Genomic DNA, 24,306 nt, shown 5'->3' on the forward strand with positions numbered 1-24,306 from the left:
AATACGATTCTGACCGGCAATGACAGGAACAGCACGATTCTGCAAAAAAAGATGATAGGATCAGGATTTATCAGGCTTCTGCAACAGAAACCGTCCAGTTTCCGTCGCACATGATATTGAAGAGATAATTGCTGCTCTCGTTTATCTGCACCGTAACCACACCATCATATGCGCCCCGGTGGAAAGCAAGCGGCATCTGGCTGTCCTTCTTCAGAACGTCATTTCCGTAGAAATCCATCAGGTGGACGGCGATAACGTCGTTATTCTCTGCTTTGATCGAGAAATTGTACTCTCCCTCATTGATCTGGAAGAAAGGCGTTGCCTTGTTCGCGGCTCCGGTAAATGTCTGCGGCACGATGCCGTTTATCTGCTGCGGGAAGGAGAAGTCAAGGGTCCAGTTTCCGGTGGTCGTGACCTGAACGTCAGCGGTTGCATCTTCCTGAACCATAAATGCCTGGGTCCAGTAGTATACGCCGTCCTTCATGGACTGTTCGGCAACGGTTGCATTGTAGGCATTCGGGATCATGATGGCGTCCGTTTCGGTCATGAGAGAGACGGTGCTCTTTTCAGGGGTATCCTGTGTGAACGTCAGGAGATGGACACCCTTTGCAAGCGCCACGGTGGTATTCACATCGCCGTTCCCGGAGAGGGGCAGGGCATTCTCTGCCGGTGTCCGGGAAGGTGCTGCGTCGGTTGGTGCAGGTGTCACGTCGGCGGTGGCCTCCGGGGTCGGGGTAACGGTTTCGGGGCCGGTTGTATCGGTATTCCCGGTACACCCTGCCGAAATCACTGCTGCCGCCACAAGAAGAACGAGGAGGGCAGCGGAGATGATGCTGAAATTTTTTCTCATCCGGAACTGTTTGCTAAAAACCTATTTGTATTTTTATTCTGGAAGCGGGGCACGGGCGAAGACATCTCTTTGAAAGCACAACCAGAAAACCTATTTCATGCACAGGTATAACCTCTCCATATGTCAGCATCCGATGATCTCGAAAACGCGAAGGAGTTCTTCGCCGCCGATTCCTTCGCACGGGAGAACGGAATGGAACTCGTAGCGGCCTCACCCGGCCGGGCCACTGTTTCAATGAAGGTCACCGATCACCACCGAAACAGCCACGGGACGGTGCACGGCGGGGCACTGTTTACCCTCGCAGACATCGCATTCGCACTTGCCTCAAACTCCCACGGGATACCGGCGGCGGCCATCAACGCCTCCATCTCCTATCTCACTGCCGCACGGGACGGCACCCTCACGGCGGAGGCGGAGGAATTTACCGCGAACCCGAAGCTCGCCTCCTACACGGTGGTCATCACGGACGACAAAGACAGAAAAATAGCCATCTTCCAGGGGATGGTCTACCGGAAGACACCGAGACGGGAGAGATGAGAGGTGAACGAACATACAGGAATTCAGATGCTAAAACTTCCTGTACACACTCCCCTGTGCCCAGCCTCAATGACATGAATAACCATCACGTCATCCGGAATTGACATGAAACGGAGTGATTTGAAATATTCAGCACAGGAAAATCGGCAAGAGCGTTCGCATAATATTAACAATTGCAATGGTTACAACATTACCATGCGTCTGTCAAAACGAATACCCGTCACCGAAGAGGTCTGGAAGGAACTTGCTGAGATGAGGGGAGCGGGCCAGACATACAATGATCTTCTTACTGAGATGATCGAACTACGCAAGAAACGCCTGCTTGTGGAAGATGTAGCCATTTCTCTGCAGGAAGATGACTTCTTACCTCTGTCGGAGACTCGATTGTGAGTTTCCGGATCTTTGTCAAATAAAAGTCAATAGATGCCATCAACGAGCTGCCGGAAATTCCAGATAGAAATCAGGATAAGAAGAGCTATGAACCAAACAGACCAGACTTCACTTTGATGATACCACACCTTACATAAAATTAAATAAGATTGTTTAAGATTACATAATCAGGAGAAATACCATGGGTGTCAAAAGCTTCAGCATATCAGATGATGTCTATGAGAAGTATTCCGCAGAATGCAAGCGTCTCGGCCTCAACATGAGCAAACAGATTGAGAATTTTATGACGTTCCAGCTGGAAGAAGAATTTGCTGTAAGAGAAGAATATCTTGATAAGCTGGCAAAAATCCGAAAAGAGCGGTTCACACCCGTTTCTGATTTCGAAAAACACTTTGAAGAAAGCGTTTGATACCTTTTTGGGAGGAGTTGCTTGTATAGCCTGTTTATATCAGAAACACTTGAAGCGAAACTTACCAGGCTCGGAAAGACGGATCGGAATACGTTCACCATTATTTCAAAGAAAGTGCGCGAGATTCAGATCAATCCGTACCGTTTCAAGCCACTCCGTCATGATCTGAAGGGATTGCGGAGAGTTCATATAAACAAATCATTTGTTCTGATCTATGAGATAATTGAATCTGAAAAGGCTGTCCGACTTCTGGATTTTGACCACCACGATACAATTTACGGGTAGGTGTCTCAATGCCCGTTTCGTTCCCCATTCCCACCCTTTTCCACCTGCTTTCCACTTCATTTTCCACCAGTATTGAGCCATTTCATTTCCACTTCCCGCCGGAGGGCAGCCGCGTGTTCACCATCGGTTGCAGAGACACCGCCCGGCCGGTCCAGGTAGCAGAATCCATCGGCTGGCCCCCGGGGAGCCCGTTCCAGCGCGAGGTGGGCATGTGGGACGTTGCGATGGGCATCGTCGGCCTTCTCTGCCTGAAGTTCCGAAGCGAGGGCTACTGGACCGCGACCATCATCGGCACCGGCATCTTTCTCATCGGTGCGGGCCTCGGGCACGTCTACGAGATGGTCGCAAACGGCACCTTCGCCCCGAACAACGCGGGAGCGATGATGCATATCGATCTGTTTTATCCGCTGGTGCTCGCGGGGCTTCTTGTCATGCTTCATAAGAAAAGAAAGGCAGGAGAGGATGGAGGCCAGCCACCCGAAGACCGGGGAATTCTGTGACCTCAAACCTCCCGATACAAGCGATGATCCCATCTATGTCAAGTGCACTTTACACTCTCCGGGATATTTCGCTGTATGTCAAGCAGACCTGACATAAACCGGTGAAAAAATCATTTCTTATTGCACCCCCTCTCCCCTGTTCCACTCCCGGACAACCCGTGCATAGCACGTTTCACAGATACTCGCCCGCTGTGCTTTTGACTGGTAGACTGCAGGTCCTTCGCCGCAGATGGTGCATCGCCCGAGAGAGACAGACGAACGGCGGAAGTCCCGGTAGTCAAGGATGCCGGGGAGGGGGAGGGTGCTGCCCACGGTTTTTGGTCCCTGTCTTCCACACGTTTCCCCGGTATTCCACTTTGTCTTCCACTCGTTTTGAGACGTATCCTGTGATGAACCTGAATTTCGTGGACGAACAGGCGTAGAAACAGTTTGAGTACCACATTCTCCCGGATCAGAGATACCCCCATCCCCCTCCATACGGCAGACCGGACTGTCGAATGATACCGGAAATGAGTGGAAGACTCCTGTACTATCTGTACATATATCTCTATTCATCTCCTCTTTATCGAAACAATTGTCAATATGCGCATTATTTAGCGTTCCACTTTTTGGCGGATTTGGGTGGAACACGGGTGGAAGAGTGGAACTCTTCGGGTCACTGCCGCCTCCCGTATGCCTGTTGTCATCTGCACTGTCATCCCCATCATCGGGTTTTAGCCAGACATCTGACCGGGCCGCCCACGTCTGATACATGACAGGGTCAAAGGAGAAGAAATGTTTGTGCCGACGGATATCAATTCCATAGAGGTCTTCAGCCACCGACGCGGAAATGAGGCTTATTGCGGGGCACTTGTCAAGGATACCGGCATAGGTTGCCTTTGTGTTGGTGTATCCATGGAGCAGGCGGTATGCCTGTTTATATGAGAAGCCAAGGGCGTCCTGAAGTGTCCGGATTGTGAAGACCTCCAGATCCATCGCTGCGATAGAGGAAAGTGCGGCCGCTTCGTTTTTGGTCAGCTTCGTCTCCTGTCCGCCGACGCTCCCATTGATTAAGCCATAGAGCTGCTCGGCATAGCGAAAGTCCTCTTCCGTCGCGATGAGTGTCCCGTCCCCGTCCGTCTCCCGCTGGAGGAAGTGCATCAGGGTGTGGCACTTGATGAGGTCAAAGAGCATCGCCGGGTTGCGCCGGTTGTGTGTCGCAGAGAAACAGATCCGTTTTGCATAGGGGATTTTTACCCGGCGCACCGCACCCTTGAGGACCTCCCAGATTGCCCGGCAGACCGGGATGTCACGGTCGTCATCAAAAGAGGGGGACACGCCTGTTTCAGACTCCTTCAGGTGTTCAAGAACCGCGAGGTCCTGTGTGGCTGAATCATCAATCCAGACGGTGAGCATCCGGTTCATCACCTGGTCGTCGCCTATTGCCTCCACCTTGGCGAGCCACCAGACACAGCGTTCAGGGATGGTGCAGACCTTCAGGCTGCGTTCACGGGAGAGGGTCCGGTGAACGATGGGCTGCCGGAAGTTGGCCGTCGCAGACTTCAGGAGTTCCTGCATGTCGTCTGAGAGGGTGACATCATCGAAGAGGAGGACGGTCCCCGCCCGGAGGTCATCGTAATAGAAGAGTGCCTTGTCAGATACCGTGCCTGTCAGGCGGTATTCCTCCGGGAGCAGCCGGACCATCGTGTTGCAGGCGTGGGTCTTTCCCTTGCCGGAGTTCCCGGAGATGGCGACGTGCAGGCCGGAGGTGTTCTCGACGGACTGGGAGGCAACGGACATGATGAGGCATTCGGCCACCGTCCGGTCGCCGACGTGTTCGCGGTGGAAGACGTCGAGGAGGAAGGCAAGGGGATCGCCTGTCGTGAGGATTTCGAGGGCCCGTTTCCGGTGTGCCTGTCCCTCTTCCGGCGTCTCCGCGAGAGTTGAGACCGGCGGGGTGGCTCCCGGCAGTGCGGGGGAGGGGCCAGCCGGCATACCGCCCTCCCCGGCGGCGACCTCTGTCTTTGCCTGCGGCCGTCCGGTGGTCTGCTTCCCGCCCGCTCTCTCCGTTTCTCTTTCTCCCTCATACATCGCCCGGAGTTCCGGCCACCGCTGCGTCCCGCCGCCGCAAAAGTCGTGATGGCACCCGGCGAAGACCGCACCGTTCGGAAACTGGATGGCAAACGCCCCGTCGGTGTGTGCCGACGAGAACGGGCACTGGGCGAGCGAGAAGAGCGTGCCCCCGTGCCACGGTTTTTCGGCGGCGACGGGAATGCCGTGGTATTCAAGCCACCACCGGAGGTCAAACGAGCCACGCCTGCGGCCCCGGTCCTCAGCGGGGGGTGCCGTGGGCAGGAGGCCAGCAAGGCGGCGAAGGTCGCCCTCCGGTACAACCTCAAGGTGCTTCGGAACAGACAAAATGCGGGCCTGCCGGTGAGGCCGCTCCGGCGTGCTGTCCCCTTTGCAGGCGGTGGTGCCATAGAGCTTCCATATTCTCCCGGCGTTGAAGTTCGCCGTGTCGCAGCGGACGGCATCGTCCGAGAAGAACCCGTCGAGGACACCGAGACAGCCTTTGACAAGCCGGGTGGCGTCATCGTCGTTCGGAAGATCGATGGCATACAGGAGGTGAGCCCCGTTCCCGGAGTCGGCCCGCACGGGGTCCGGGAACCCGTGTTTCGTGAGCCAGGCGGCAATCTCTTCCGCACGCCTGAGGGCCGCCGCATGTTCCGCATCCGTCGCAGAGACGCCCGAGGGACGGACCGGGTCGAGGTCGACAGGGAGCCACCGGCGGCGGCAGATGTCCGCATCAGCAGTCGTCGCATCACTCCGGGAGAGCCGGTGCTTCACCCGGTTCGCCCGCCGGGAGAGGAGGGCCGGGTCCACCGCGTTCAGGGTGACATACACCCCGGTCACATCAGTGAATGCATCGAGCACCCGTGCACGGTCGGCAAGGGCGGCGAAGTCCGTGAAGTAGCCGCTCTTCACCCCGCCGTCCCCCAGGGCACGGAGTTCGACGACGGAGCCTTCGGGGAAGAGGAGGGAGAGGGTGTGGGGGATGGAAGTGTGCAGGTTGGAAGTGGCCGGGTCGGGCCCGGCGGCGGTTCCGGTTTCGGTTTCAGTTCCATCAGACACAATGGTGGCGCAGGGTCGTGTGGTGGGGCTGCCGGTTTCGGGTTCCGGCCCGGATTCCGGTTCTGATTTTTTTGAATTAATTTCGTTTTCAGTTTCGTTCATGGTTTTCATCTCCTCTGTTCGAGACAGAGAGTGTCCACTATTCGCAGTGTGAGTGTGATAGCAGCGGGGCATCAGGGAGAAGTCTGTGATGGTATTGTAACCTGCGTGCATGTTTGCTTGCACGCCCTTCTGTCAGCCGGTTCCCCGGTGGCGGCTGGCATATGAACGTATTACTTCGGGTAATATAAGTCTGACTTAACCGGGGATGGGAAGTTCCAATTCTTTCGATAAAAGAGTGAGTAAGAGTTATTAACTCCGCGAATTCTTCAGGTGAACCTTGATATACCCTCCCGATATATTCGGTCACAAACACACGGGAGGTGAAAATCAATGGGAAAAGGCAGAGGCGGCGGACGCAGCCCAAATGATGACCGTTCCGATTCAATGAATCCGAACAACCCTGCATACGATGCTGCAAGGGATAATCGTTCAGACCAATTGAACCCCAACAATGAACGATACCAAGGGGATAAGGAAGAAGAGGAGGATTGAGATTCTAACTCTCATACACCAATTATTTTGAATTAATAACGAATAAAAATAATATTATAGTATTGTACCCTCATCCAAAATCAGGGATCAATTATGGGACTTTTCGATTTTCTAAAAAAGGATCAGGTGAAGGAGAAAACTGTTCAGACTATTTCCAAAACAGAAGAGAATCAAATATTAGGAACTTCTCAAGGTCTTGTTCCCATTGTTGAAAACATACGAATACCAGAAAATATCCAGCAACTCCTCTGGTTTGCCGATGGAAAATTAAAAAATTACAATCAAAAGAGTAAGCAGAGCACTTTTTACGAAAATGAATTGTTCAGGATTACATTTTCATTTTATGAGGTTCCGGAACCCAGTTTGATTTCCACCAAATTACCCGTTGATTTGAGAACAAATCCTAAGAAGGTCGAAGAACTTGGGTATTACCCATCCTATGAAGGACTCAATCCTCAACAGAGATTTGTTTACTTAAATTGGCTCAAAGATATCACAAAACCTGTTGATATCGGATACGTCTTCGTTTTTTACTATGGATTGGAACGTCATCTGATATCAGGAAAATATGCAGACGCGACAGACACAATCCTGAATCTGCGTCAATACCACAAAAATAACTCATTCCATTCCTATTCCGCAAATGCGCTCATAATATCTGCTATTTTACACAAGGATAAAGAAACTCTATCCAGAGTGTTGGAAGATATCAACGATACAAGTTACTGTAGCAGTCTTGTTCTACTTGGTAAGTATCTGATGCAGATGGATTTGACAATTGACGAGATCATTTCTATTAGCTCAACTGTCGGTTTCACAAATAAGAGATATATCAAAGAATACCCCGATCTCTTCAAAAAATCACTTGAATCAATTCTTATGGACAAATTTGGAAAAAATTCCTATCCAATTTACGAATTAAATATGCAATTCCCTTCAAATCCCATCATGTCATTTGCAAATATTTCATTGGACAGAGATGTGCGTTCACCTGTCCTCCCTGACCTGATGCAAAGTCCTGAATTCTCTTCCTCAATAAAATCCATTTTAACCACAGCACATAACGATGTGAAACAATACCTTGCAGAAATGAGGAAGAAAGGGACAGCTCCTAAATCCAAATCTGATGAAATTGTGGATGACGGCCCCAAACCGGAATGTCCATATTGTCACAAATTATTAGACAAAATGCCCAAGAGCAAAAGTAAATGTCCACATTGCGAGGAAGAAATCACTGTAAGAACCGACCCGGTTGAGAAAAAGAAGATACTATTAAGAATGGATCAAATCGATGAGTTTGAAGAGAAAGTGCGTGAGGTTCGGACGCATAAAACGATTGAGAGAATATTGGGTTCCAATTTCACAAAGAACAGAAAATATCTCCACATAGAAAAGGACCTAAAAAAGAAATTGAATATTGAGCCTTCTGAGAAAGAGGTCGCCTTATTGATGGTTGAGGATAGTGGGGAAGAATATTACAATAACCTCAATATGGGATTATTCCGGAATACAATCCTGTATAAAGCTGATATATTAAAAGCATCAGGGGACATGCAAAATGCTCTGACTCTTTACCTTGAATTGCTATATTTTGATTTGAACGGCCCAAACAACTCTCCAATAGGAAAACACGATCCCGAATTATTGAAAAGATACCCGCCATTTAATCCAAAAGATTCTGGATCTGCATTTATTGCTCCCGGCATTATCAATTATATCAAAACAATCAATAAGGACCTAAACCTCTCAAAAGAAGAAATCAAACAGATATTTTTCGAACACAATATAGGAGTGGAAAATGCCAGAAAATTACCATTGCGGGTTCAGGATGCGTGGGATAAATTAGAACCAGAAATAATCCTTTGAAATAAATTCAATTTTTAATATTGCTACCCAGAGATCCTTCAATCACTAATTCTTACAGAAATATACGCTTTAACAAACCAAACAATGACGTTTCGAAATTCACTTATATTTCAATTGAATAAATCAATGCATCCACTTCTATAAGATAGCTAATTATAGAATGAAAGAATTGAAGAGGGGATAATTTGGATCAAAACATGAAATTAAGGGTCTTTATTAGCTATTCACATCAGGATAATTTAGACGATAATCAAAATATTGAAGCGTTTAAAAGGCATCTTGCTCCTTTAAAAAATAAAGGTCTAATCGAAGAATGGTATGACCGCGAAATTATACCCGGAGATGATTTTAACGAGAAAATTGAGTGCAATTTAGAGTGTGCAAATATTATTTGTCTATTTATATCGGCATATTTTCTCGATTCACCTGCGTGTATGGCTGAAAAAAAGAAAGCATTGGAATTAAGTAAAAAGAAGGGTGTTAAGGTAATTCCGATTATTTTGTCTCCATGTGGATGGAAGGATGATTCTGATATCTCAATGTTACTGGCTCTGCCCACCGATGGAAAACCAGTTTCTACATATAATGATAAAAATGAAGCATGGCAAGAAGTTTATGAGGGTTTGAAAAAATTAATTGAAATTGAACAAAAAATAATACAATTATCAATTAGTGAGCAATTTAAATCCTTCTTGTTTGATGCTGAAATGTTAACAAAAGCACACTCAAAAAAAGAGAGTGTGTCGATAAAAGACATCTATATAGATACCGAGTTGGAAAAATTTGATAGTTCTAAAAAAAATACAACCACGATAAATTCTGCTGAATTATTAGACAATCTCTTTACAGAAGGGAAAATCATCATTGCTGGAGAAGATCAATCTGGTAAAACAACTCTTTGCAAGAGGATGTTTTGCGATTTGCGAAGATCAAATTTCATACCAGTATATGTATCAAATACAGAGACCGTTCATCCAGGCAAGATAAAAAATATTATTAAAAAATCACTTCATGAACAATATAACAATTTTGACGACACGCTGATAGATTTTGAACGAATTATCCCTATTGTCGATGATTTCCATCATGCCAAAGGTAGAGAAGATCACATAAAATTTCTGCTCAATCATTCTTATTGCATAATTATTGTTGACGATATTTTTCGTTTGAATTTAAAGGACGAAACGTCCACTTCATCATTCATAACATTTAAAATGAAAGAACTTAAGCCCTCAATAAGAGTCGAATTAGTTAAAAAATGGCTATCTTTAAGCGATAAATATAATGAAACAGACTATAAGGATATTGATAGAAAAGTTGAATTGATAAACATTACTTTGGGAAGAAATATTGGTAAGGGGTTGGTTCCATCATATCCTTTTTTCATATTATCTACTTTGGTTACATATGAAACATTTTCCATATCACTCGATCAGGATATCACTTCTCAGGGATATTGCTATCAGGCATTTATATTCTATTACTTAAGAAAAAAAGGTGTGAAGAATGATGAGATTGACATTTACTCAAACTTTTTAGGAGAAATCGCTTCTTATTTGTATAATGCAAAACTAAATGAATTGAATCATCATGACTTTTCCACTTTTATGAATGAATATTCAGAAAAATATCACCTTCCAATTGACCCCGATATCCTTCTTACCAATTTAAACGACATCGTTTCAAGAGATAGTTTGAATAATTATTCATTTAAATATCCCTGTTTTTATTATTATTTTGTTGCCAAATCTCTCTCTGAACATATAGACACACCCGATGGAATGGAAAAGATTGAAAAAATAATAGATAATCTTCAGACAGATGAAAATGCATATATCACAGTTTTTTTGATTCATCATTCAAAAAATATCCGCATTTTTGAAGAAATCGAAAAGATTTCATCATCTCTATTTGACAAATTCAAACCAGCAACGTTGACAAAAGATGAAATGAATTTTTTTGATGGAGAAATGCACAACATCGTAAAAGCAGCATTGCCACATGCCAATGTAACACCTGAAATGGAAAGAAATCGTATATTAAAAATGGAAGACGAGATAGAACAATCTCGCGATACCAATTCAAGGGAAGAGCATATTAGTGAAGAAGATATGTTCGTTAACGATTTCAGAAAGGCAATAAAAACTGTTGAAGTCATGGGATGTATTATTCGAAACCGTGCCGGTTCATTAGAAAAAGTCAAGCTTCAGAACATTTTTTTGGATGGAATGAATGTTCATTTACGTATATTATCATTTTTCATTGACATGATAAAAAGTGAAATTGTACGAGAAGAAATAGTCGAGCACATATCTAAAAGATTGAGTCATCTAGATGAGGGGAAAGATCCCAATCAAAGATTAAACGAAGAAAACAGAAAGAAATTTGCAGAAAGAATATTCTGGAATTACAACTTCTTCATGGTTCATGGTATTATAAACAAGATAGTCCATTCATTGGGTTCTGAAAAATTAATTGAAATATCCAATTACGTTTGTGATCAGGTTGAAAGTCCAGCAACCGTCCTAGTTAAGCATGGCATATTAATGAATTATGAAAAAAACCTGCAGATTGACCCCCTCAATCGAAGAATAAATAAGCATGATTTTTCTGACATTGCAAAGAGATCTGCAAAAATGATGGTAGTAAATTATTGCTCATTAAATGTGGTGACTTATCGAGACAAACAGCGAATAGAAAATATATTAGAAATTCCTCAATCCAAACTGAACTGAATATTTGATTATACCCATCCAAAATCTACCATTTAGACATCCTCTGAATGAAAATTTTACAATTCCTTATAATCCTGAATAAATACTTGCTTATGCTGAATATTTTCTGAATGAAAACATGAATTTTTTAGGAGTTATATATATCGTGGATAATGCATAATTGAAGAATAAAGGGGGAAAAATGAGAGGCCAACAACACATCCAGATCAGTCTCTCAACAGGTCTCGTCCTTGTGGCACCGTTCCTGTTACTGAATCCAACAGCCTCTGTCCTGTTTCTCGTGGGGGTCTTCCTTGGCTCGCTTCTGCCGGATTCCGATGCATCCGATCGGACCGCAAAACACGGAGACTCGGTTTTATTTGCCTTTGACAAGATCAATGAAATTTTCATCTATCCCCTTCTCTTACGGATATTTCACGAAAACAAAAGGCACCGGGGCATATTGCATACCGTTGCTGGAGTAGCCGTATTTTCACTAATCCTCACCGCGATAACGGGAATCGCATTTTTTATTCTTAATATTCAGTTTAATTTCTGGTTCATTGGCATCGGCTTATTTATCGGCGGCATTCTGCATCTGATGGAAGACTGCTGTACACGCTCCGGTGTGATTCCGATGTATCCGAAATATCATACAGCATTCAAGGGAGAGATTTCAACATTCAACCGAAAAGAAAAGAGACCTGACCAGTTTGCCTCATATTTGGCAGTGCTGTTTGTGGGATTGGTGACTGTCCAGTTGTTCTATGATGTTGCTCTCCCGAGCATGACCGTCTTGGCACTCATTGCAATAATACTTTCCTGGCTTGGATTTTTTGGTATCTGCAGAGTGAAGAAAATCACCAAATAGCCCCCATATCTGCCATTTCAGAACATCAGAACGCCTGAAACAGACGGGATAAAACTCATACTCATTTCATAGGGAATCAGCCTCACTTTTCGACAAACACAATGCTTCCCTGATGAGTTCACGACCAGCTTCAGTATCACTTGGATTCTCCATATATTCATGGAATGCACGGGCATCATCTCCTTCCAAGAAGAGGCCAAATTCAATTTTTGTTGCCATTATTATCCCAACACGGCAGAATGTATAGTTCATTCAATCGTGTTATTAGAGTTTAATAGAACAATAAAAAATATTACTCGTAAATTATTTCATTTCAAACGAAAGAGATCAATACACGCAAAAATATCGAATTGAAAAAAAAATTGGCGAAGGGGCTTATGCCTATGTTTACGAAGCAAAAAGATTAGCTGATGGCCTGCCTTTTGCGATAAAACAACTTTCAATAATTGATGATGACTCAGTTCATAGATTTAAAAGAGAAGTAGCTATCCAATCAAGTCTCAAACATGACAATATAGTCAAAATTATTGATCACTCAGTGGATAATGATCCATTTCAATTTGTAATGCCCCTTGCAGAATGCAACTTGAAAGCATTTTTGGAAAGATATGGGTCATCTGAAAGCAATATTTGGATTTTTTTTCAAATTGCTGAGGGTCTGAAATATGCTCACAACATGGGAATAATCCATCGCGATTTAAAACCGGAAAACATTCTTTATATTTACGATCATTTGAGAGACAAGTATCAATTCGCGATATGTGATTTTGGATTAGGTCGCAATATAACAACAGAATCACAGAATATTACGGTAAAAGGCGATCTTATAGGTACATATGAATACATGTCACCAGAACAATATCAAAATCCCCAATCTGTAAACCATTTATCGGACATTTATTCCCTAGGAAAATTGTTATACGAAATTCTGACAGGTGAAATACCATATCCGGATATTAATTATGACAAAATTCCCCCAAAATTTAGATACATTATCCAAAAAGCTTGTAACAGTAATCCAAAAGATAGATACCAAAGCGTTGAAGAAATAATTTCTGATGTTGAGCTTGTAACAAGCAATACTAAAGAATTCCAGAAAGTCGAACTTTTAGCAATAGAGGATATTGAAGATCTAATTGCAAATAATGATAATAGCAGAGAAAATATTGAAAGACTAATTACTCTTATTACAGAAAATCAAGGTAATATGAAGTTACTTTTCCAAACCTTTCCCAATATACCAAACCAGAAATTAACCCTTATAATAAATAACCACAAGGAGGCTTTTCTTGGGATTTTAAAGATATATGACAAGGCGGTTAGTGGTTCCCAGAATTTTGAGTATTGCGACACCGTTGCTAATTTTTATAATAAGATATATCACATGACACAGTCTTTTGACATTAGGCAAATTATTTTGAGAAGATTGCCTTCATTAGCCTACGAAAATAACCGATTTTATGTGGGAAAAGTTTTTGCACAAATAGTCCAGCAAACTACCGATATATCAGAAATACTTCTTATTAAGGAAGTCTTAGAATCAAATCGACACTTAGCTAACTGGATTAAAGGCTATTTTGACATGAGTAAAATCCCGAAAATAATTAGAGATATTTACTCATAATGAATTTATTGAACAATAATTATTATACAGTCATTACCAATTCCAAATTTTTGACCATATCCCATGATTGATAAAATGCAACCTTCAGTTTCGTCGCAGGGTGAAAGTAATACAATAAAAAAAAGAAAATCAGGCCTTACTCTTCGCCTTAATCTTCTTAAGGCGAACGAGTTCGTCCCGTTCCATTTCGTCAAGCCGCATTTTAATGAATGCTGAGGCCTCCTTGAGCTCCGGGATAACCTTGAACTCAAGTGCGTTGACACGGCGTTTCGTGCTCTCGATCTCGTTTAAGAGACGCTTCATCGTCGTCTCGATCTCAGCGGCCCGGATGATCTCATCGACCAGTTCCTCAAAGGCGCTCGCGGTCTCATCAATGACCGCAGAGGTGCCGAGCACGCCATAGCCGCGCTCGGCAAGGTTCTTTTTGACCTTGGTCGCTTCGATCTCAGGGACGACAACGCCCATGATGTTCTTCTGCTTTAAGGTGAGCTGGGGTTTCTCGCGGACAGACATTGCCGCCGCTTTGACCCCGATTGCCCCCTCCACGGTGTTTGCAAGGGCGATCATCTGCCGGGCATGGTCGTACTTTTCGCCGACTGCGTCCCGGCTGCCCTTCGCCTCCTCCAAAACCTTGAAGAACTCAAGGATCAGCCCGTCGCGCTTCATTTTAAGAATGTTGTAGCCACGCTCCGAGAGCTTGACCTTCTTCTTCAGGTTGATAAGCTCGGAACGGGTTGGCTTCACATCTTTCAGCGCCATGGGAGATTATGCCCCCTGCTTGCGGTACTTCGGGTGGTATTTCTGTATCAGACCACGGTCGATACGGACCAGAAGCTCTTCGGGGAGTGTCGCGAGAAGTTCCCAGCCGAGGTCGAGGGAGTCCTCAATCGTCCGGTTCTCGTCGTGTCCCTGGCGGACAAACTTGCCCTCAAAGAGATCAGCGAACTCCAAAAGCCGCTGGTCACGCTCGGAAAGTGCGTCCTTACCGACAATTGCGACAAGTCCACGCAGATCGTTTCCTTCCGCATAGCCTGCATACATCTGGTCAGAGACCTTCTTGTGGTCGTCACGGGTCTTGCCCTCGCCGATACCGGCGTTCATCAGTCGTGAAAGGGACGGAAGAACGTTGATGGGCGGGTAGATACCCTTGCGGTGCAGTTCACGGTTAACCACAATCTGGCCTTCGGTAATGTAACCGGACAGGTCAGGAATCGGGTGTGTGATATCGTCACCGGGCATCGTCAGGATGGACAGCTGGGTCACGGATCCCTTCTCGCCTTTGATCAGACCGGCACGCTCGTAGAGCGATGCAAGGTCAGTGTACATGTATCCCGGATATCCACGACGGCCGGGCACTTCCTCACGGGCCGCTCCGATCTGACGGAGAGCCTCACAATAATTGGTCATATCGGTGAGGATAACAAGCACATGGTAGCCCAGCTCGAATGCCAGGTACTCTGCGGTTGTCAGTGCCAGACGCGGGGTGATGATACGCTCGACTGCCGGGTCATCTGCAAGGTTCAGGAACACCACAGCGTGTTCGAGAGCACCGGTGCGCTCGAAGTCGGCCATGAACTGGTTCTCTTCTTCCTTGGTGATACCCATTGCAGCGAAGACCACCGCAAACTCCTCAGTGGAGCCGGGCACACGTGCCTGACGGGCGATCTGGAGCGCAATCTCGTTGTGGGGCAGACCGGATCCCGAGAAGATCGGGAGTTTCTGGCCACGCACAAGCGTGTTTGTCGCGTCAATCGTTGAGATACCGGTCTGGATGAAATCCGCCGGTGACTGGCGTGCGTACGGGTTAATTGCCGCACCGCCGATGTCGAGGCGCTTCTCCGGAATAATCTCCGGGCCGCCGTCCTTTGGCTTGCCTGCACCGGACAGGATACGTCCGAGCATATCACGGCCCACAGGCATCTTGATGGTCTCGCCGGTGAAGCGGACACCAGAGTCCCTGCCGATACCGGCAGTTGACTCGAAGACCTGAACAACCACGAAATCGTCAGACGTATCGAGCACCTGACCACGCTTCACCGTACCATCTGACAGGACGATGTTCACGAGCTCTTCGTACCCGACCGGCTCGGTCTTTTCGACAAAGACGAGCGGGCCTGCGATCTTGTTGATCGTGCGGTATTCTTTCATCTCTGGTATGCCTCCTTGAGTTTGCCGACTTCGGTTTCCATTGCCTTGTTGATGCGGGCAATCTCGTCCTTGTACTCCTTCATGAACTTCACCTGCGGAAGGTCGTTCTTCGCAGCGATCGTGATGACCTTTGCGGGCGGCACGCCAATTCTCTGGGCGCCGTATGCAAGATCTGCGTAGATCTTAATGGACTTCATGATGTCGTACTGCTTCTCTGTCGAACAGTAGGTGTCAACAGGGTCGAACGCATTCTGCTGAAGGAAGATCTCACGAAGCATACGGGCTACTTCAATGGTGACCTGCTCTTCATCAGGCAGTGCGTCTGAACCGACGAGCTGCACAATCTCCTGCAGTTCTGCTTCCTTCTGGAGGACTTCCATCGCCCAGACACGCAGACCGTTCCATTCCGGTGACACATTCACGTCATACCATCCGGACAGGGTGTCCAGGTAGAGTGAGTATGAGTTCAGCCAGTTAATGGCAGGGAAGTGACGGCGCTGGGACAGCTTTGCGTCCAGTGCCCAGAAACACTTCACAATACGCAGGGTGTTCTGTGTGACCGGTTCTGAGAAGTCACCGCCGGGCGGTGAAACCGCACCGATAACCGTAACTGAGCCTGAATCATGGTTCAGGGTCTCGACACGGCCGGCACGCTCATAGAACTCGGAGAGACGGGCGGCAAGGTATGCCGGATATCCCTCTTCACCAGGCATCTCTTCAAGACGTGAGGAAATCTCACGCATTGCTTCTGCCCAGCGGGAGGTCGAGTCTGCCATCAGGGAGACATCGAAGCCCATGTCACGGAAGTACTCTGCTATTGTGATACCGGTGTAAACACTGGCCTCACGGGCAGCGACCGGCATGTTGGAGGTGTTTGCGATAAGCACGGTCCGCTCCATCAGGGGCTTTCCGGACTTCGGGTCCTCGAGTTCAGGGAACTCGGTCAGGACTTCCGTCATCTCATTGCCACGCTCACCGCAGCCGATGTAGACGACAATCTGTGCATCAGACCACTTTGCAAGTGCCTGCTGGGTAACTGTCTTTCCTGATCCAAACGGACCCGGAATGGCAGCGGTACCGCCCTTTGCAATGGGGAAGAGACCGTCGAGGATACGCTGACCGGTGACCAGCGGAATGTCCGGGTTCTTCTTTTCCGTCACCGGACGCGGGACACGCACAGGCCAGACCTGCATCATCTTAATCGCTTCGCCATTGTCGAGGGTACAGACCACTTCGTCAATGGTGTATTCACCGGACTTAATCTCAGTGACCACGCCGCCCTTGAAATTGGGGGGCACCATGATCTTCGTGAGAATGTTCGTCTCCTGCACTTCACCGATGACAGCGCCGGGGCCGACGGAGTCGCCCTTCTTGACGGTCGGGACAAAGTCCCAGAGCTTCTCATGTGAGAGACCAGGTGCACTGACACCACGCTCAATGAAGTTGCCCATCTTGTCAACAAGAACCTCCAGCGGCCGCTGGATACCATCATAAATACTTGTCAGGAGGCCCGGTCCGAGCTCAACAGCAAGAGAGAGGCCGGTGTTGGCAACGGGTTCACCTGGTCTGATACCAGAGGTGTTCTCGTAGACCTGGATGATGGTTTTATCTCCCTCAATCCTGATGACCTCGCCCATAAGCTCCTCATCTCCGACCTGCACCACATCATACATGTGTGCCTCAAGACCGACTGCGGTAACAACCGGACCGGAGATGCGCTTAAGTATTCCTTTCGAATTTCCTTTCACTTCCACAAATCAACACCCACTGCTCTCTTAATTTTCTCACGCATTGATAACCCGCCAACCTCTCCGCCGATTGAAACGACGGTCGGCCGGACAGACTCGCCAAGCTCTGCCTGCAGACGCTCGGGGAGACGGCCCATGTCGCTGCCGCGAATGACCAGTATTGCCACCGTCTCATCCGCCATCAGCCTGGTCACGGCATCCGTGAGTGAAGCGTCATCCTCGGCGGCCACGGTCTTTTCGACACCCGCAAGCCTGAACCCGAGAATAAAGTCGCTGTTTCCGACTACTGCTATCTCCATTGCTAATCACACCACCAGGAACTCGGCAATCTTCTCTCCGGGAAGCCCGGATTCCTTGCCACGGGCAATCGCCCGGAGGTTTGCCACCTCGTACCGCTTGCGCTTCAGGTAGACAAGTGTCGGGCAGATGGAGAACGGATATCTCTTGGATATGCGGTCCATCTGGTCGAGCATCACCCTCGTGAGTGCATTCTCCATCTCATGCAGCGGCATGCTCTTGTCAGCCGCATCCATCAGCTCACCGATGGGGCCTGCAGGATACCGCTTCTTGATCCCTTCAAGAATCTCCTCTATGCTCTCTGATGAGGCCAGGCGCACCAGTTCATCCAGAGAGAAACTGCCGCCTTCGACCATCAGATTACGGACATCCTCCCGGACACCGCCCTTGTAGAGGCGGATCACGGTCCTGATGTTCATGAGGTCGATCTCAAGCCTCAGGTAGTCGCGGAACGGCTTGCCGCCCCGGACACCGCTTGCGGTCTGCTTGAACACATAGCGGTAGTATGCCTTGAAGAGCTCATTTTCAAGATCGCCGAATGTGCCCTTCTCCATTGCAGCAGGAAATTCCCGCTCGAGCACCGGATAGAGGGACCATGAAGAGAGCCCCTCCACGATACGCTCGGGAGAATCTTCTGCGAGGAGGCGGTCAAGGAAGACACGGTCAAGGCTGCCTGCCGGGATAAGGACCTCTTTAATCTTCCCGGCACGGACCTTCTGGGTCTTGCCGCGAAGAATCGTGAGGACATTATAGATATCCCAGTGCTGCTGGTAGCTTGCCGTGAATTTCCTGACCACACCGGGCATGATACCGAGGACATTCTGGAACTCTTTTGCGAGATTCCAGGAGAGAGCGACCTCAATGAGGTCAAGACCCGAGAACGATGAGGCAAGCTCATCGATCTCTGCCTTATACTCCGTCTCCTCGATAGCCCGGGTAATTTCGGGCAGGCTCATATTGAGCATCCGCATATATTCGTCGTGACCGATCAGTTTGGACTTCCGAACACGCATGCGGGTGCTCGAGTAGATGTAGGGAGCAGGGCCAGTTGTGCTAACTGAACTCATGTATATATCCCCCAAACCTACCCGAACAGGATATCAGATGCATCCTTTAAACCGGATTCCCATACCTCAGAGACGTAGGTGGAGTAGCTGTAATCAAGCTGCAGCGCTCCGTCAGCACTCTCTGCGATGATACCGCCGGTGATGTCTTTTGTTCCTGCCAGTGAGAATCCGGACAGGGTCTTCAGGCTCGAAAGCGCATCCTCGACTGCACGGACGTCCCGTTCGTTGCAGTAGAAGACACCTTCACCAAGCTCTTTTGCCGCTGTCTTGCAGAGTTCACGGATGGCCTTTTTGTGGAATTCGTCCGGCAGTGCCGCAATATCTGCGACAACGCGGTTGTAAACCTCATCGAGAACATCCTTCTGTGCATTGAGAATGCCACGCTTGACGGTCAGATTGGCGGCGGCAACCTCCTGGGCGATGATATAGCCCTCCTGGCGGTTTGCCTCCTCCTCTGCTGCCATCTTGATTGCGATGACCTTCTCCTGCGCCTCTGCAAGAATTGCGTCAACCTCTTTCTTGGCTTCGCTCTTTATCGCCTCAGACTCCCTGATGCCCTTGTCCCTGATCTCACCGACTACAGCATCCAATGCCATTCGTCAGTCCTCAGAATAAGAGCAGGAGTGCGATAACAAGTCCAAAGATAACGACTGTCTCCGGGATAACCGTGAAGAGCAGTGCAAGACCGAACATCTCTTTGTTCTCTGCGGTTGCACCGACTGCTGCGCCACCAATACCGAGCTGTGCGAGACCGGTACCCATACCGGCGAGACCAACTGCGAGACCTGCACCAATTGCTTTGAATCCGACTGCTGTTGCAGCTGCTGCTTCAACTACTTCTACTGTCATAGTTTCTACTGCCATATTTTAATCCTCCGTAAATTTGCGTAATTTGCCAAATGGTTCGTATTTTTTTCCTCCACCCTTGTAGAACTTGGTGAAGAATTCAACATAGTGTAAACGAATTGAGTGTAAACCGCCACCCATAATACCCAGTGCGGTATTGAGAATGTGGCCAATAAGGAATATCACAATTCCAATCAAGATGATAATGACTCCGACGACACTCGGATTTGCCAGCTGCGGGTCGATGATAAGCTCGATTGCGATGTAGTTTGTAACCATTGCAATCGCAACAGACGACAGACCAACTGCTGCAAGACGGGTGTAGGACAGCACGTGGCTGATAACCGTCGGAAGTTCCATAAGTTCAAGCACTGAATCCTGTCCGATACCGATAATTCCCACAACGAGAAGAACAGCGCCGGCGATACCAAACCCGTTGATTCCTGCAAAGACTGCAGGGTATCCGGCGAGCACCGGCATCAGCGGCATCTCAAACAGAGACCACAGCATCAGAAGTATTCCCCACATGACAAGAATCCAGCCAAGCTGGCCGAAGATAACTTTACTCCGGTGTTTGCCGGGGTGAATCATATTTGCTGCATTGTACATATGGAGCATTCTGCCTAACGTGATGTGAAGAATACCGATCCAGGCGGTAAGAACGAGCATCAAAACTGCATCGGGCCCATGGCCGCTTGCATGACTGCCGATATTCAGGTGACGATTAATTCCGATAGGCGACCACGGAAGGGCAAACCCAAGGAACTCACTGTATATCAGACCAAAGATGATACTCGAAATACTTGCGTTTCTAAACACATCAAGAAGCTTCTTTCCGGCATCATCCTTCAGGAATTTCCTGAGATAATACCCGAGAGCCAGGAGAATAATACCGTATCCGACATCACCAAGGATGAAACCAAAGAATATCGGGAAGACGATAGAGACCATAATGGTCGGATCAAATTCTTTGTACTGCGGACGCGAATAGATGTCCATCAGCATTTCGGTCGGCTTCGAGAAATCAGGGTTATGATACTCGACCGGGACTGCATCCTCAACAGGGTCAAATCCGACCTCTGAGATGAAGATTTTGCCGCCGGTTGCCGACTGCAGATCTGACGTGAGCGCCGCTACCATGTCGGCAGGGACCCACCCTTCTGCTACAAACGTCTCTTCTGTGGTGGCGAACCGAAGCGGTGCTTCCGCACGCTCCACTTCTGCCGTGAGCAGCTCGTCGCATGCCACCAGAAACGCTGCGTTTTTCTCTTTCTGAGCGGTTATACGCCCGAAAGCCGCCTCAAGTTCCTTTTCAAGGCGGGTAATCTCATGAGTATACCATACGGTCCGCTCCCCTGCAGTCCCATCCTCATCCGGAACCGGAATCGGCTGGAACCCTGCGTCGAAGAGTTCCTTTTCGGCCTCTTCTGCCGCGTCACGGGGAACGACGGCAATCAGCAGATTGCTCTTATCATATGCAGCGGAGAACATCTCATTCGGAACGCCGAGGCTCACGGATGCAGGAGCAAGCCCTGCAAAGACTACAAAATTCTCAAAACCCTTCAGGTCGGCAAGATTTGCCGGAAACACGGTAAAGGGTTTCAGTTCTGCAATCCGTGTCTCGTAGTCACGAATTTTGGTTTCGAGCATAACCTTCTCCTCAGAGAGTGCGGACGCTTCCTCTTCAATGGTCTGCAGCTCACGCTCAATGCGCTGCCTGACCTGGGCTGTCGGCACCTTCTTCCCGTCTGCATCCACGGTCTTTGCTGAGACACCATAGGTGTTCTCGATTGACCGGATACGGACGAGATCTGATGAAGATTCACTCGCTCCGGGCAGAGGCATGCCTATCTTACATCCCTCAAGTCCCTGTGCATCTGATTCTACAAAATCTTCGATATGGAAGAGATTGTGGCGGTACAACTCACGTACGACGGCTTCAAGCTGGTCCTTTGATGCTGCAATAAGCAGCTTGCTCATGGTCTGTGGTTCAAACATTGAGCTTCACCTTGAAATGGTTCACGAGCTGGTCAACCGCTTCTTCAAGGTTCTTTTTCGAATCTGCCCGCACCGAAGCTGCCTGCTTCTCACCGTCTGCGATGATAACAGCGCTCTTTTTCTTTGCTTCGGCCTGCGCATCAGAAATCCGCTTGGCTTTGTACTCTTCAGCACCTTCAGTCTCTTTGGCAATCAGATTCTCTGCCTCTGTGCGCGCATCAGCCAGCATTTTGACCTTCTGCTCGCGAGCAGCCCGAATCATGGATTTGCTTTCTTCTTCTGTCTTTTTGATGCTCTGTAAGACCTCAGTCTTCATCCATCCCTCCTCTCACGGCAATACAATAACTCATGAAAAGGAAATGTATTAATGGTTGTTATTTTCGGCGCAGAACAGGGCCGGACGGCGTTTCCGGTTAGTCAGTAAGGCGATGTCTTTTCGGAAAACAAAAAGAGAATCAGGAAATTTTCTCCGGATTTTTTTGACAGGTGCCTGGTACCGGAAAGAGAGGCACTTCCTGTCTCTGCCACATTCAGGCGGGAACACCCCCGAATGTCAGTCATGATACCAGATATTCACCGTGGCAGTCACCGGCCGGTTTTCCTCATTTAACAGGGCAATGGTGAGATCATCGTCACCCACCCGGGTGTACGTCCCGGACGTCACATCATCATACCGGGCAACCGGATAATAATCCCCGGCGTTCGTCATCATCTTGTTTTTGAAGTTCACCAGCTCATCAGGCATCAGAAAGAGCAGGGTAAGGGGGCCCGTTGCCTTCACCTCAACACGCAGGTTCCGGAAATACTCCCCGTTTTTGTTCGGTTTATACGACTGAAACTCCCCCAGCCTTCCGATAGACACACTGCCTTCCCGCCAGATATTCCACCCCTCATCCACATCTGCGATATCAGGGGCAGGCGTCGGTTCAGCGGTCATAACCACCAGCGTGATCTCGGTCCCCTCCCCGGAATCCGTACAGCCGCATATCAGGCAGCAGACACACAGGACAGCGGCAGCACAGACAGCCGCAATGCTCACATTCATCAGTTCACCTCTTCTGTCAACTGCGTTGATGCCGGAGTGGTTTAATCGTTAGCTTCAGTGCAACACACCCCGGCCCGCCGGATTCCCGCATAAAAAAAGCCCGTCAGAGCCCTCTCTTCTGCTCACGGTGCAGGCATTGGCCCCGGCGGGTAGAGAAAGAACTCCATGCAGGCCGGATCGAACCCCGAGAGGCGGACATACTTCCCTTCAGCCGCCATCCCCAGACCGGCGAGTTCCCCTGACGAGCATATCACATCCTGTTCCGGATGGGTGCCCCGGACAATATCGGTACGCGGCATGATACGGGAAGCGACCGAGAGCACCATCCGCAGACGTGCCGAACCCGGATGCCCTTTCGGGAGCACCACCAGCGGCTGCCGGTAGGTACGCACCAGTTCACAGAGCATCCGGGCCTGTTCGGGATCGCCCCCCTCCGGTGCCGACACCACAATCAGATCCCCGCGGTGCACACCCTGGAACACCTCTCCGTCAGTTGTCTCGAGAGGCAGGGCAAAGGTATCCGGAGACCGTGCGATCAGAAAAAAAGAGGCACCTCCCCGGATGAGAAGATACCCGCAGGAGAGGGGAACGTTCATACTTCCGTCACATTCTCTGACTGGCAGGACGGGCAGACCGGGTGGCGGCCGACCGCCTCAAATACTGCCCCGCAGTCATTGCAGCGATATTTTTTTCCTTTGAGTCCCTCATTGAATTCTACGTCCATGGGACCGCCTGTTGAACACATCTGGTATCACCAGATTCTCTTACGGCATCAGCAGATATAAGTCTGATGATTCCGCCCGTTTACAGCGTTCAGTGAAGGATCATCAGCGGATCGGTCTTGGACGGGGCGACACCGGCAAACCGCCAGACGCCACCGTCAGGGAGGGTGACCGTGAGCACAAACTCCCCTTTCACCGGCACTTCCCCGCCCACCGGCAGGGAAACCTCCACCGTGAACCGTTCGTTGTCCTCCAGAATGAGATCGGTCTCCGCCGCCGCAGGCATCCGGCGAATAATGGCCCAGGTGCCTGCAGCAGGTGAGGCGGCTGCAAGCGGGTCTGCGGCCGGAATCACCCGGATAGTGTCCGGTGTCGCCACCGATACCTGCACCCCTGAGAAGTCAATTAACCCGCTCCCTGCAGGGATGGCAAAAGTCACCCGGAACGCACCCAGACTCTCTCCCCGCTCCACACCGTGAATGTCACCCACCGTGACAACCGTCGTTCCCACCTGCCCAAGACCCTCCTCTGCCACCGACCGTGTCTTTTCCGCCGAGAAATACCCGAGGTTCAGGAAGGCCATGGCAAGGACTGATGCAGCCACAATGGCCGTTATCAGGATGATGGCCGCCTCAATGCCCATCATCCCGTCTTCATCCGTCCCTCTGCACCGTTTCATTGTTT

25 protein-coding genes are annotated in these 24,306 nt (G+C 48.7%); 9 read left to right on the top strand and 16 right to left on the bottom strand.

From position 1 onward, the window contains the following. Positions 1-70: 70 nt before the first annotated feature. On the bottom strand, positions 71-850 hold the full coding sequence (locus L1S32_RS08415; protein WP_278154578.1) for a hypothetical protein: 780 nt from the start codon (positions 848-850) through the stop codon (positions 71-73). A 120-nt stretch (positions 851-970) separates the two neighbouring features. On the opposite strand from L1S32_RS08415, the gene L1S32_RS08420 reads away from it, so the two are divergent. The 4 genes from L1S32_RS08420 (at position 971) to L1S32_RS08435 (ending at position 2,971) form a co-directional block, all read left to right on the top strand. Next, entirely contained in the window at positions 971-1,387 is a 417-nt protein-coding gene (locus tag L1S32_RS08420; protein WP_278154579.1) for a PaaI family thioesterase, read from the top strand. 195 nt (positions 1,388-1,582) lie between these two features. Further along, positions 1,583-1,777, top strand: a complete 195-nt coding sequence (locus L1S32_RS08425) for a hypothetical protein (protein ID WP_278154580.1) — start codon at positions 1,583-1,585, stop codon at positions 1,775-1,777. Between the two features lie 181 nt (positions 1,778-1,958). Further along, positions 1,959-2,186 (top strand): hypothetical protein, encoded by a 228-nt coding sequence (locus L1S32_RS08430; protein ID WP_278154581.1) that lies wholly within the window; start codon positions 1,959-1,961, stop codon positions 2,184-2,186. A gap of 293 nt (positions 2,187-2,479) precedes the next feature. Continuing rightward, positions 2,480-2,971 (top strand): DUF6790 family protein, encoded by a 492-nt coding sequence (locus L1S32_RS08435; RefSeq protein WP_278154582.1) that lies wholly within the window; start codon positions 2,480-2,482, stop codon positions 2,969-2,971. Positions 2,972-3,088: 117 nt separating this feature from the next. Here the strand turns inward: L1S32_RS08435 and L1S32_RS08440 are convergent, their stop codons facing one another. Next, on the bottom strand, positions 3,089-6,184 hold the full coding sequence (locus L1S32_RS08440; protein WP_278154583.1) for a hypothetical protein: 3,096 nt from the start codon (positions 6,182-6,184) through the stop codon (positions 3,089-3,091). Positions 6,185-6,514: 330 nt separating this feature from the next. On the opposite strand from L1S32_RS08440, the gene L1S32_RS08445 reads away from it, so the two are divergent. The 4 genes from L1S32_RS08445 to L1S32_RS08460 all read left to right on the top strand — a co-directional run bounded on the left by L1S32_RS08445 (position 6,515) and on the right by L1S32_RS08460 (position 12,127). Then, on the top strand, positions 6,515-6,676 hold the full coding sequence (locus tag L1S32_RS08445; RefSeq protein WP_278154584.1) for a hypothetical protein: 162 nt from the start codon (positions 6,515-6,517) through the stop codon (positions 6,674-6,676). 93 nt (positions 6,677-6,769) lie between these two features. Next, positions 6,770-8,542: a TerB N-terminal domain-containing protein gene (locus tag L1S32_RS08450; protein WP_278154585.1), complete on the top strand. Its 1,773-nt coding sequence runs from the start codon at positions 6,770-6,772 to the stop codon at positions 8,540-8,542. 185 nt (positions 8,543-8,727) lie between these two features. Continuing rightward, the gene (locus tag L1S32_RS08455; RefSeq protein ID WP_278154586.1) at positions 8,728-11,277 is read left to right on the top strand and encodes a TIR domain-containing protein; all 2,550 of its coding nucleotides are present in this window, start codon (positions 8,728-8,730) and stop codon (positions 11,275-11,277) included. 181 nt (positions 11,278-11,458) lie between these two features. Continuing rightward, positions 11,459-12,127, top strand: coding sequence for a metal-dependent hydrolase (locus tag L1S32_RS08460; protein WP_278154587.1), 669 nt, complete (start codon positions 11,459-11,461; stop codon positions 12,125-12,127). A gap of 66 nt (positions 12,128-12,193) precedes the next feature. On the opposite strand, the gene L1S32_RS08465 is transcribed toward L1S32_RS08460, so the two are convergent. After that, positions 12,194-12,379, bottom strand: coding sequence for a hypothetical protein (locus L1S32_RS08465; protein WP_278154588.1), 186 nt, complete (start codon positions 12,377-12,379; stop codon positions 12,194-12,196). A 97-nt stretch (positions 12,380-12,476) separates the two neighbouring features. Here L1S32_RS08465 and L1S32_RS08470 point away from each other — a divergent pair, with 97 nt between their 5' ends. Continuing rightward, on the top strand, positions 12,477-13,751 hold the full coding sequence (locus L1S32_RS08470; protein WP_278157075.1) for a serine/threonine-protein kinase: 1,275 nt from the start codon (positions 12,477-12,479) through the stop codon (positions 13,749-13,751). A gap of 129 nt (positions 13,752-13,880) precedes the next feature. Here L1S32_RS08470 and L1S32_RS08475 read toward each other — a convergent pair whose 3' ends face one another. From L1S32_RS08475 to L1S32_RS08535, 13 genes are all read right to left on the bottom strand, one after another. Beyond that, entirely contained in the window at positions 13,881-14,510 is a 630-nt protein-coding gene (locus L1S32_RS08475) for a V-type ATP synthase subunit D (RefSeq protein WP_278154589.1), read from the bottom strand. 6 nt (positions 14,511-14,516) lie between these two features. Then, the gene (locus tag L1S32_RS08480) at positions 14,517-15,899 is read right to left on the bottom strand and encodes a V-type ATP synthase subunit B (protein WP_278154590.1); all 1,383 of its coding nucleotides are present in this window, start codon (positions 15,897-15,899) and stop codon (positions 14,517-14,519) included. After that, positions 15,896-17,653 carry an ATP synthase subunit A gene (locus L1S32_RS08485; RefSeq protein WP_278154591.1) on the bottom strand — a complete coding sequence of 586 codons (1,758 nt, stop codon included), beginning with the start codon at positions 17,651-17,653 and terminating at the stop codon, positions 15,896-15,898. The genes L1S32_RS08480 and L1S32_RS08485 overlap by 4 nt, the downstream gene beginning before the upstream one ends. Further along, entirely contained in the window at positions 17,644-17,946 is a 303-nt protein-coding gene (locus L1S32_RS08490) for a V-type ATP synthase subunit F (RefSeq protein WP_278154592.1), read from the bottom strand. Before L1S32_RS08490 ends, L1S32_RS08485 begins: the two co-directional genes overlap by 10 nt. A gap of 6 nt (positions 17,947-17,952) precedes the next feature. Beyond that, positions 17,953-19,011, bottom strand: coding sequence for a V-type ATP synthase subunit C (locus tag L1S32_RS08495; RefSeq protein ID WP_278154593.1), 1,059 nt, complete (start codon positions 19,009-19,011; stop codon positions 17,953-17,955). A gap of 17 nt (positions 19,012-19,028) precedes the next feature. Further along, positions 19,029-19,607, bottom strand: coding sequence for a V-type ATP synthase subunit E family protein (locus L1S32_RS08500; RefSeq protein WP_278154594.1), 579 nt, complete (start codon positions 19,605-19,607; stop codon positions 19,029-19,031). A 10-nt stretch (positions 19,608-19,617) separates the two neighbouring features. Further along, on the bottom strand, positions 19,618-19,875 hold the full coding sequence (locus L1S32_RS08505; RefSeq protein WP_278154595.1) for an ATPase: 258 nt from the start codon (positions 19,873-19,875) through the stop codon (positions 19,618-19,620). A gap of 3 nt (positions 19,876-19,878) precedes the next feature. Beyond that, positions 19,879-21,855 carry a V-type ATP synthase subunit I gene (locus L1S32_RS08510; protein ID WP_278154596.1) on the bottom strand — a complete coding sequence of 659 codons (1,977 nt, stop codon included), beginning with the start codon at positions 21,853-21,855 and terminating at the stop codon, positions 19,879-19,881. After that, positions 21,848-22,171 (bottom strand): ATPase, encoded by a 324-nt coding sequence (locus L1S32_RS08515; RefSeq protein ID WP_278154597.1) that lies wholly within the window; start codon positions 22,169-22,171, stop codon positions 21,848-21,850. The genes L1S32_RS08510 and L1S32_RS08515 overlap by 8 nt, the downstream gene beginning before the upstream one ends. Positions 22,172-22,408: 237 nt before the next feature. Next, on the bottom strand, positions 22,409-22,900 hold the full coding sequence (locus L1S32_RS08520; RefSeq protein WP_278154598.1) for a hypothetical protein: 492 nt from the start codon (positions 22,898-22,900) through the stop codon (positions 22,409-22,411). 122 nt (positions 22,901-23,022) lie between these two features. Beyond that, positions 23,023-23,496 (bottom strand): hypothetical protein, encoded by a 474-nt coding sequence (locus L1S32_RS08525; protein WP_278154599.1) that lies wholly within the window; start codon positions 23,494-23,496, stop codon positions 23,023-23,025. Continuing rightward, positions 23,493-23,645 (bottom strand): hypothetical protein, encoded by a 153-nt coding sequence (locus L1S32_RS08530; protein WP_278154600.1) that lies wholly within the window; start codon positions 23,643-23,645, stop codon positions 23,493-23,495. The genes L1S32_RS08525 and L1S32_RS08530 overlap by 4 nt, the downstream gene beginning before the upstream one ends. A gap of 68 nt (positions 23,646-23,713) precedes the next feature. Beyond that, positions 23,714-24,301 (bottom strand): hypothetical protein, encoded by a 588-nt coding sequence (locus L1S32_RS08535; RefSeq protein ID WP_278154601.1) that lies wholly within the window; start codon positions 24,299-24,301, stop codon positions 23,714-23,716. Positions 24,302-24,306 lie beyond the last annotated feature (5 nt).

It is taken from the genome of Methanogenium sp. S4BF (assembly GCF_029633965.1).
In the GTDB taxonomy this organism is placed as follows: domain Archaea; phylum Halobacteriota; class Methanomicrobia; order Methanomicrobiales; family Methanomicrobiaceae; genus Methanogenium.

Bases quoted from the DNA above. Each gene is read 5' to 3' on its own strand.
- L1S32_RS08425 (WP_278154580.1), top strand. From the start codon at position 1,583: ATGCGTCTGTCAAAACGAATACCCGTCACCGAAGAGGTCTGGAAGGAA.
- L1S32_RS08465 (WP_278154588.1), bottom strand. From the start codon at position 12,379: ATGAACTATACATTCTGCCGTGTTGGGATAATAATGGCAACAAAAATT.
- L1S32_RS08535 (WP_278154601.1), bottom strand. From the start codon at position 24,301: ATGAAACGGTGCAGAGGGACGGATGAAGACGGGATGATGGGCATTGAG.
- L1S32_RS08510 (WP_278154596.1), bottom strand. From the start codon at position 21,855: ATGTTTGAACCACAGACCATGAGCAAGCTGCTTATTGCAGCATCAAAG.
- L1S32_RS08505 (WP_278154595.1), bottom strand. From the start codon at position 19,875: ATGGCAGTAGAAACTATGACAGTAGAAGTAGTTGAAGCAGCAGCTGCA.
- L1S32_RS08430 (WP_278154581.1), top strand. From the start codon at position 1,959: ATGGGTGTCAAAAGCTTCAGCATATCAGATGATGTCTATGAGAAGTAT.
- L1S32_RS08475 (WP_278154589.1), bottom strand. From the start codon at position 14,510: ATGGCGCTGAAAGATGTGAAGCCAACCCGTTCCGAGCTTATCAACCTG.
- L1S32_RS08480 (WP_278154590.1), bottom strand. From the start codon at position 15,899: ATGAAAGAATACCGCACGATCAACAAGATCGCAGGCCCGCTCGTCTTT.
- L1S32_RS08495 (WP_278154593.1), bottom strand. From the start codon at position 19,011: ATGAGTTCAGTTAGCACAACTGGCCCTGCTCCCTACATCTACTCGAGC.
- L1S32_RS08450 (WP_278154585.1), top strand. From the start codon at position 6,770: ATGGGACTTTTCGATTTTCTAAAAAAGGATCAGGTGAAGGAGAAAACT.
- L1S32_RS08460 (WP_278154587.1), top strand. From the start codon at position 11,459: ATGAGAGGCCAACAACACATCCAGATCAGTCTCTCAACAGGTCTCGTC.
- L1S32_RS08500 (WP_278154594.1), bottom strand. From the start codon at position 19,607: ATGGCATTGGATGCTGTAGTCGGTGAGATCAGGGACAAGGGCATCAGG.
- L1S32_RS08445 (WP_278154584.1), top strand. From the start codon at position 6,515: ATGGGAAAAGGCAGAGGCGGCGGACGCAGCCCAAATGATGACCGTTCC.
- L1S32_RS08440 (WP_278154583.1), bottom strand. From the start codon at position 6,184: ATGAACGAAACTGAAAACGAAATTAATTCAAAAAAATCAGAACCGGAA.
- L1S32_RS08525 (WP_278154599.1), bottom strand. From the start codon at position 23,496: ATGAACGTTCCCCTCTCCTGCGGGTATCTTCTCATCCGGGGAGGTGCC.
- L1S32_RS08515 (WP_278154597.1), bottom strand. From the start codon at position 22,171: ATGAAGACTGAGGTCTTACAGAGCATCAAAAAGACAGAAGAAGAAAGC.
- L1S32_RS08415 (WP_278154578.1), bottom strand. From the start codon at position 850: ATGAGAAAAAATTTCAGCATCATCTCCGCTGCCCTCCTCGTTCTTCTT.
- L1S32_RS08435 (WP_278154582.1), top strand. From the start codon at position 2,480: ATGCCCGTTTCGTTCCCCATTCCCACCCTTTTCCACCTGCTTTCCACT.
- L1S32_RS08490 (WP_278154592.1), bottom strand. From the start codon at position 17,946: ATGGAGATAGCAGTAGTCGGAAACAGCGACTTTATTCTCGGGTTCAGG.
- L1S32_RS08520 (WP_278154598.1), bottom strand. From the start codon at position 22,900: ATGAATGTGAGCATTGCGGCTGTCTGTGCTGCCGCTGTCCTGTGTGTC.
- L1S32_RS08420 (WP_278154579.1), top strand. From the start codon at position 971: ATGTCAGCATCCGATGATCTCGAAAACGCGAAGGAGTTCTTCGCCGCC.
- L1S32_RS08530 (WP_278154600.1), bottom strand. From the start codon at position 23,645: ATGTGTTCAACAGGCGGTCCCATGGACGTAGAATTCAATGAGGGACTC.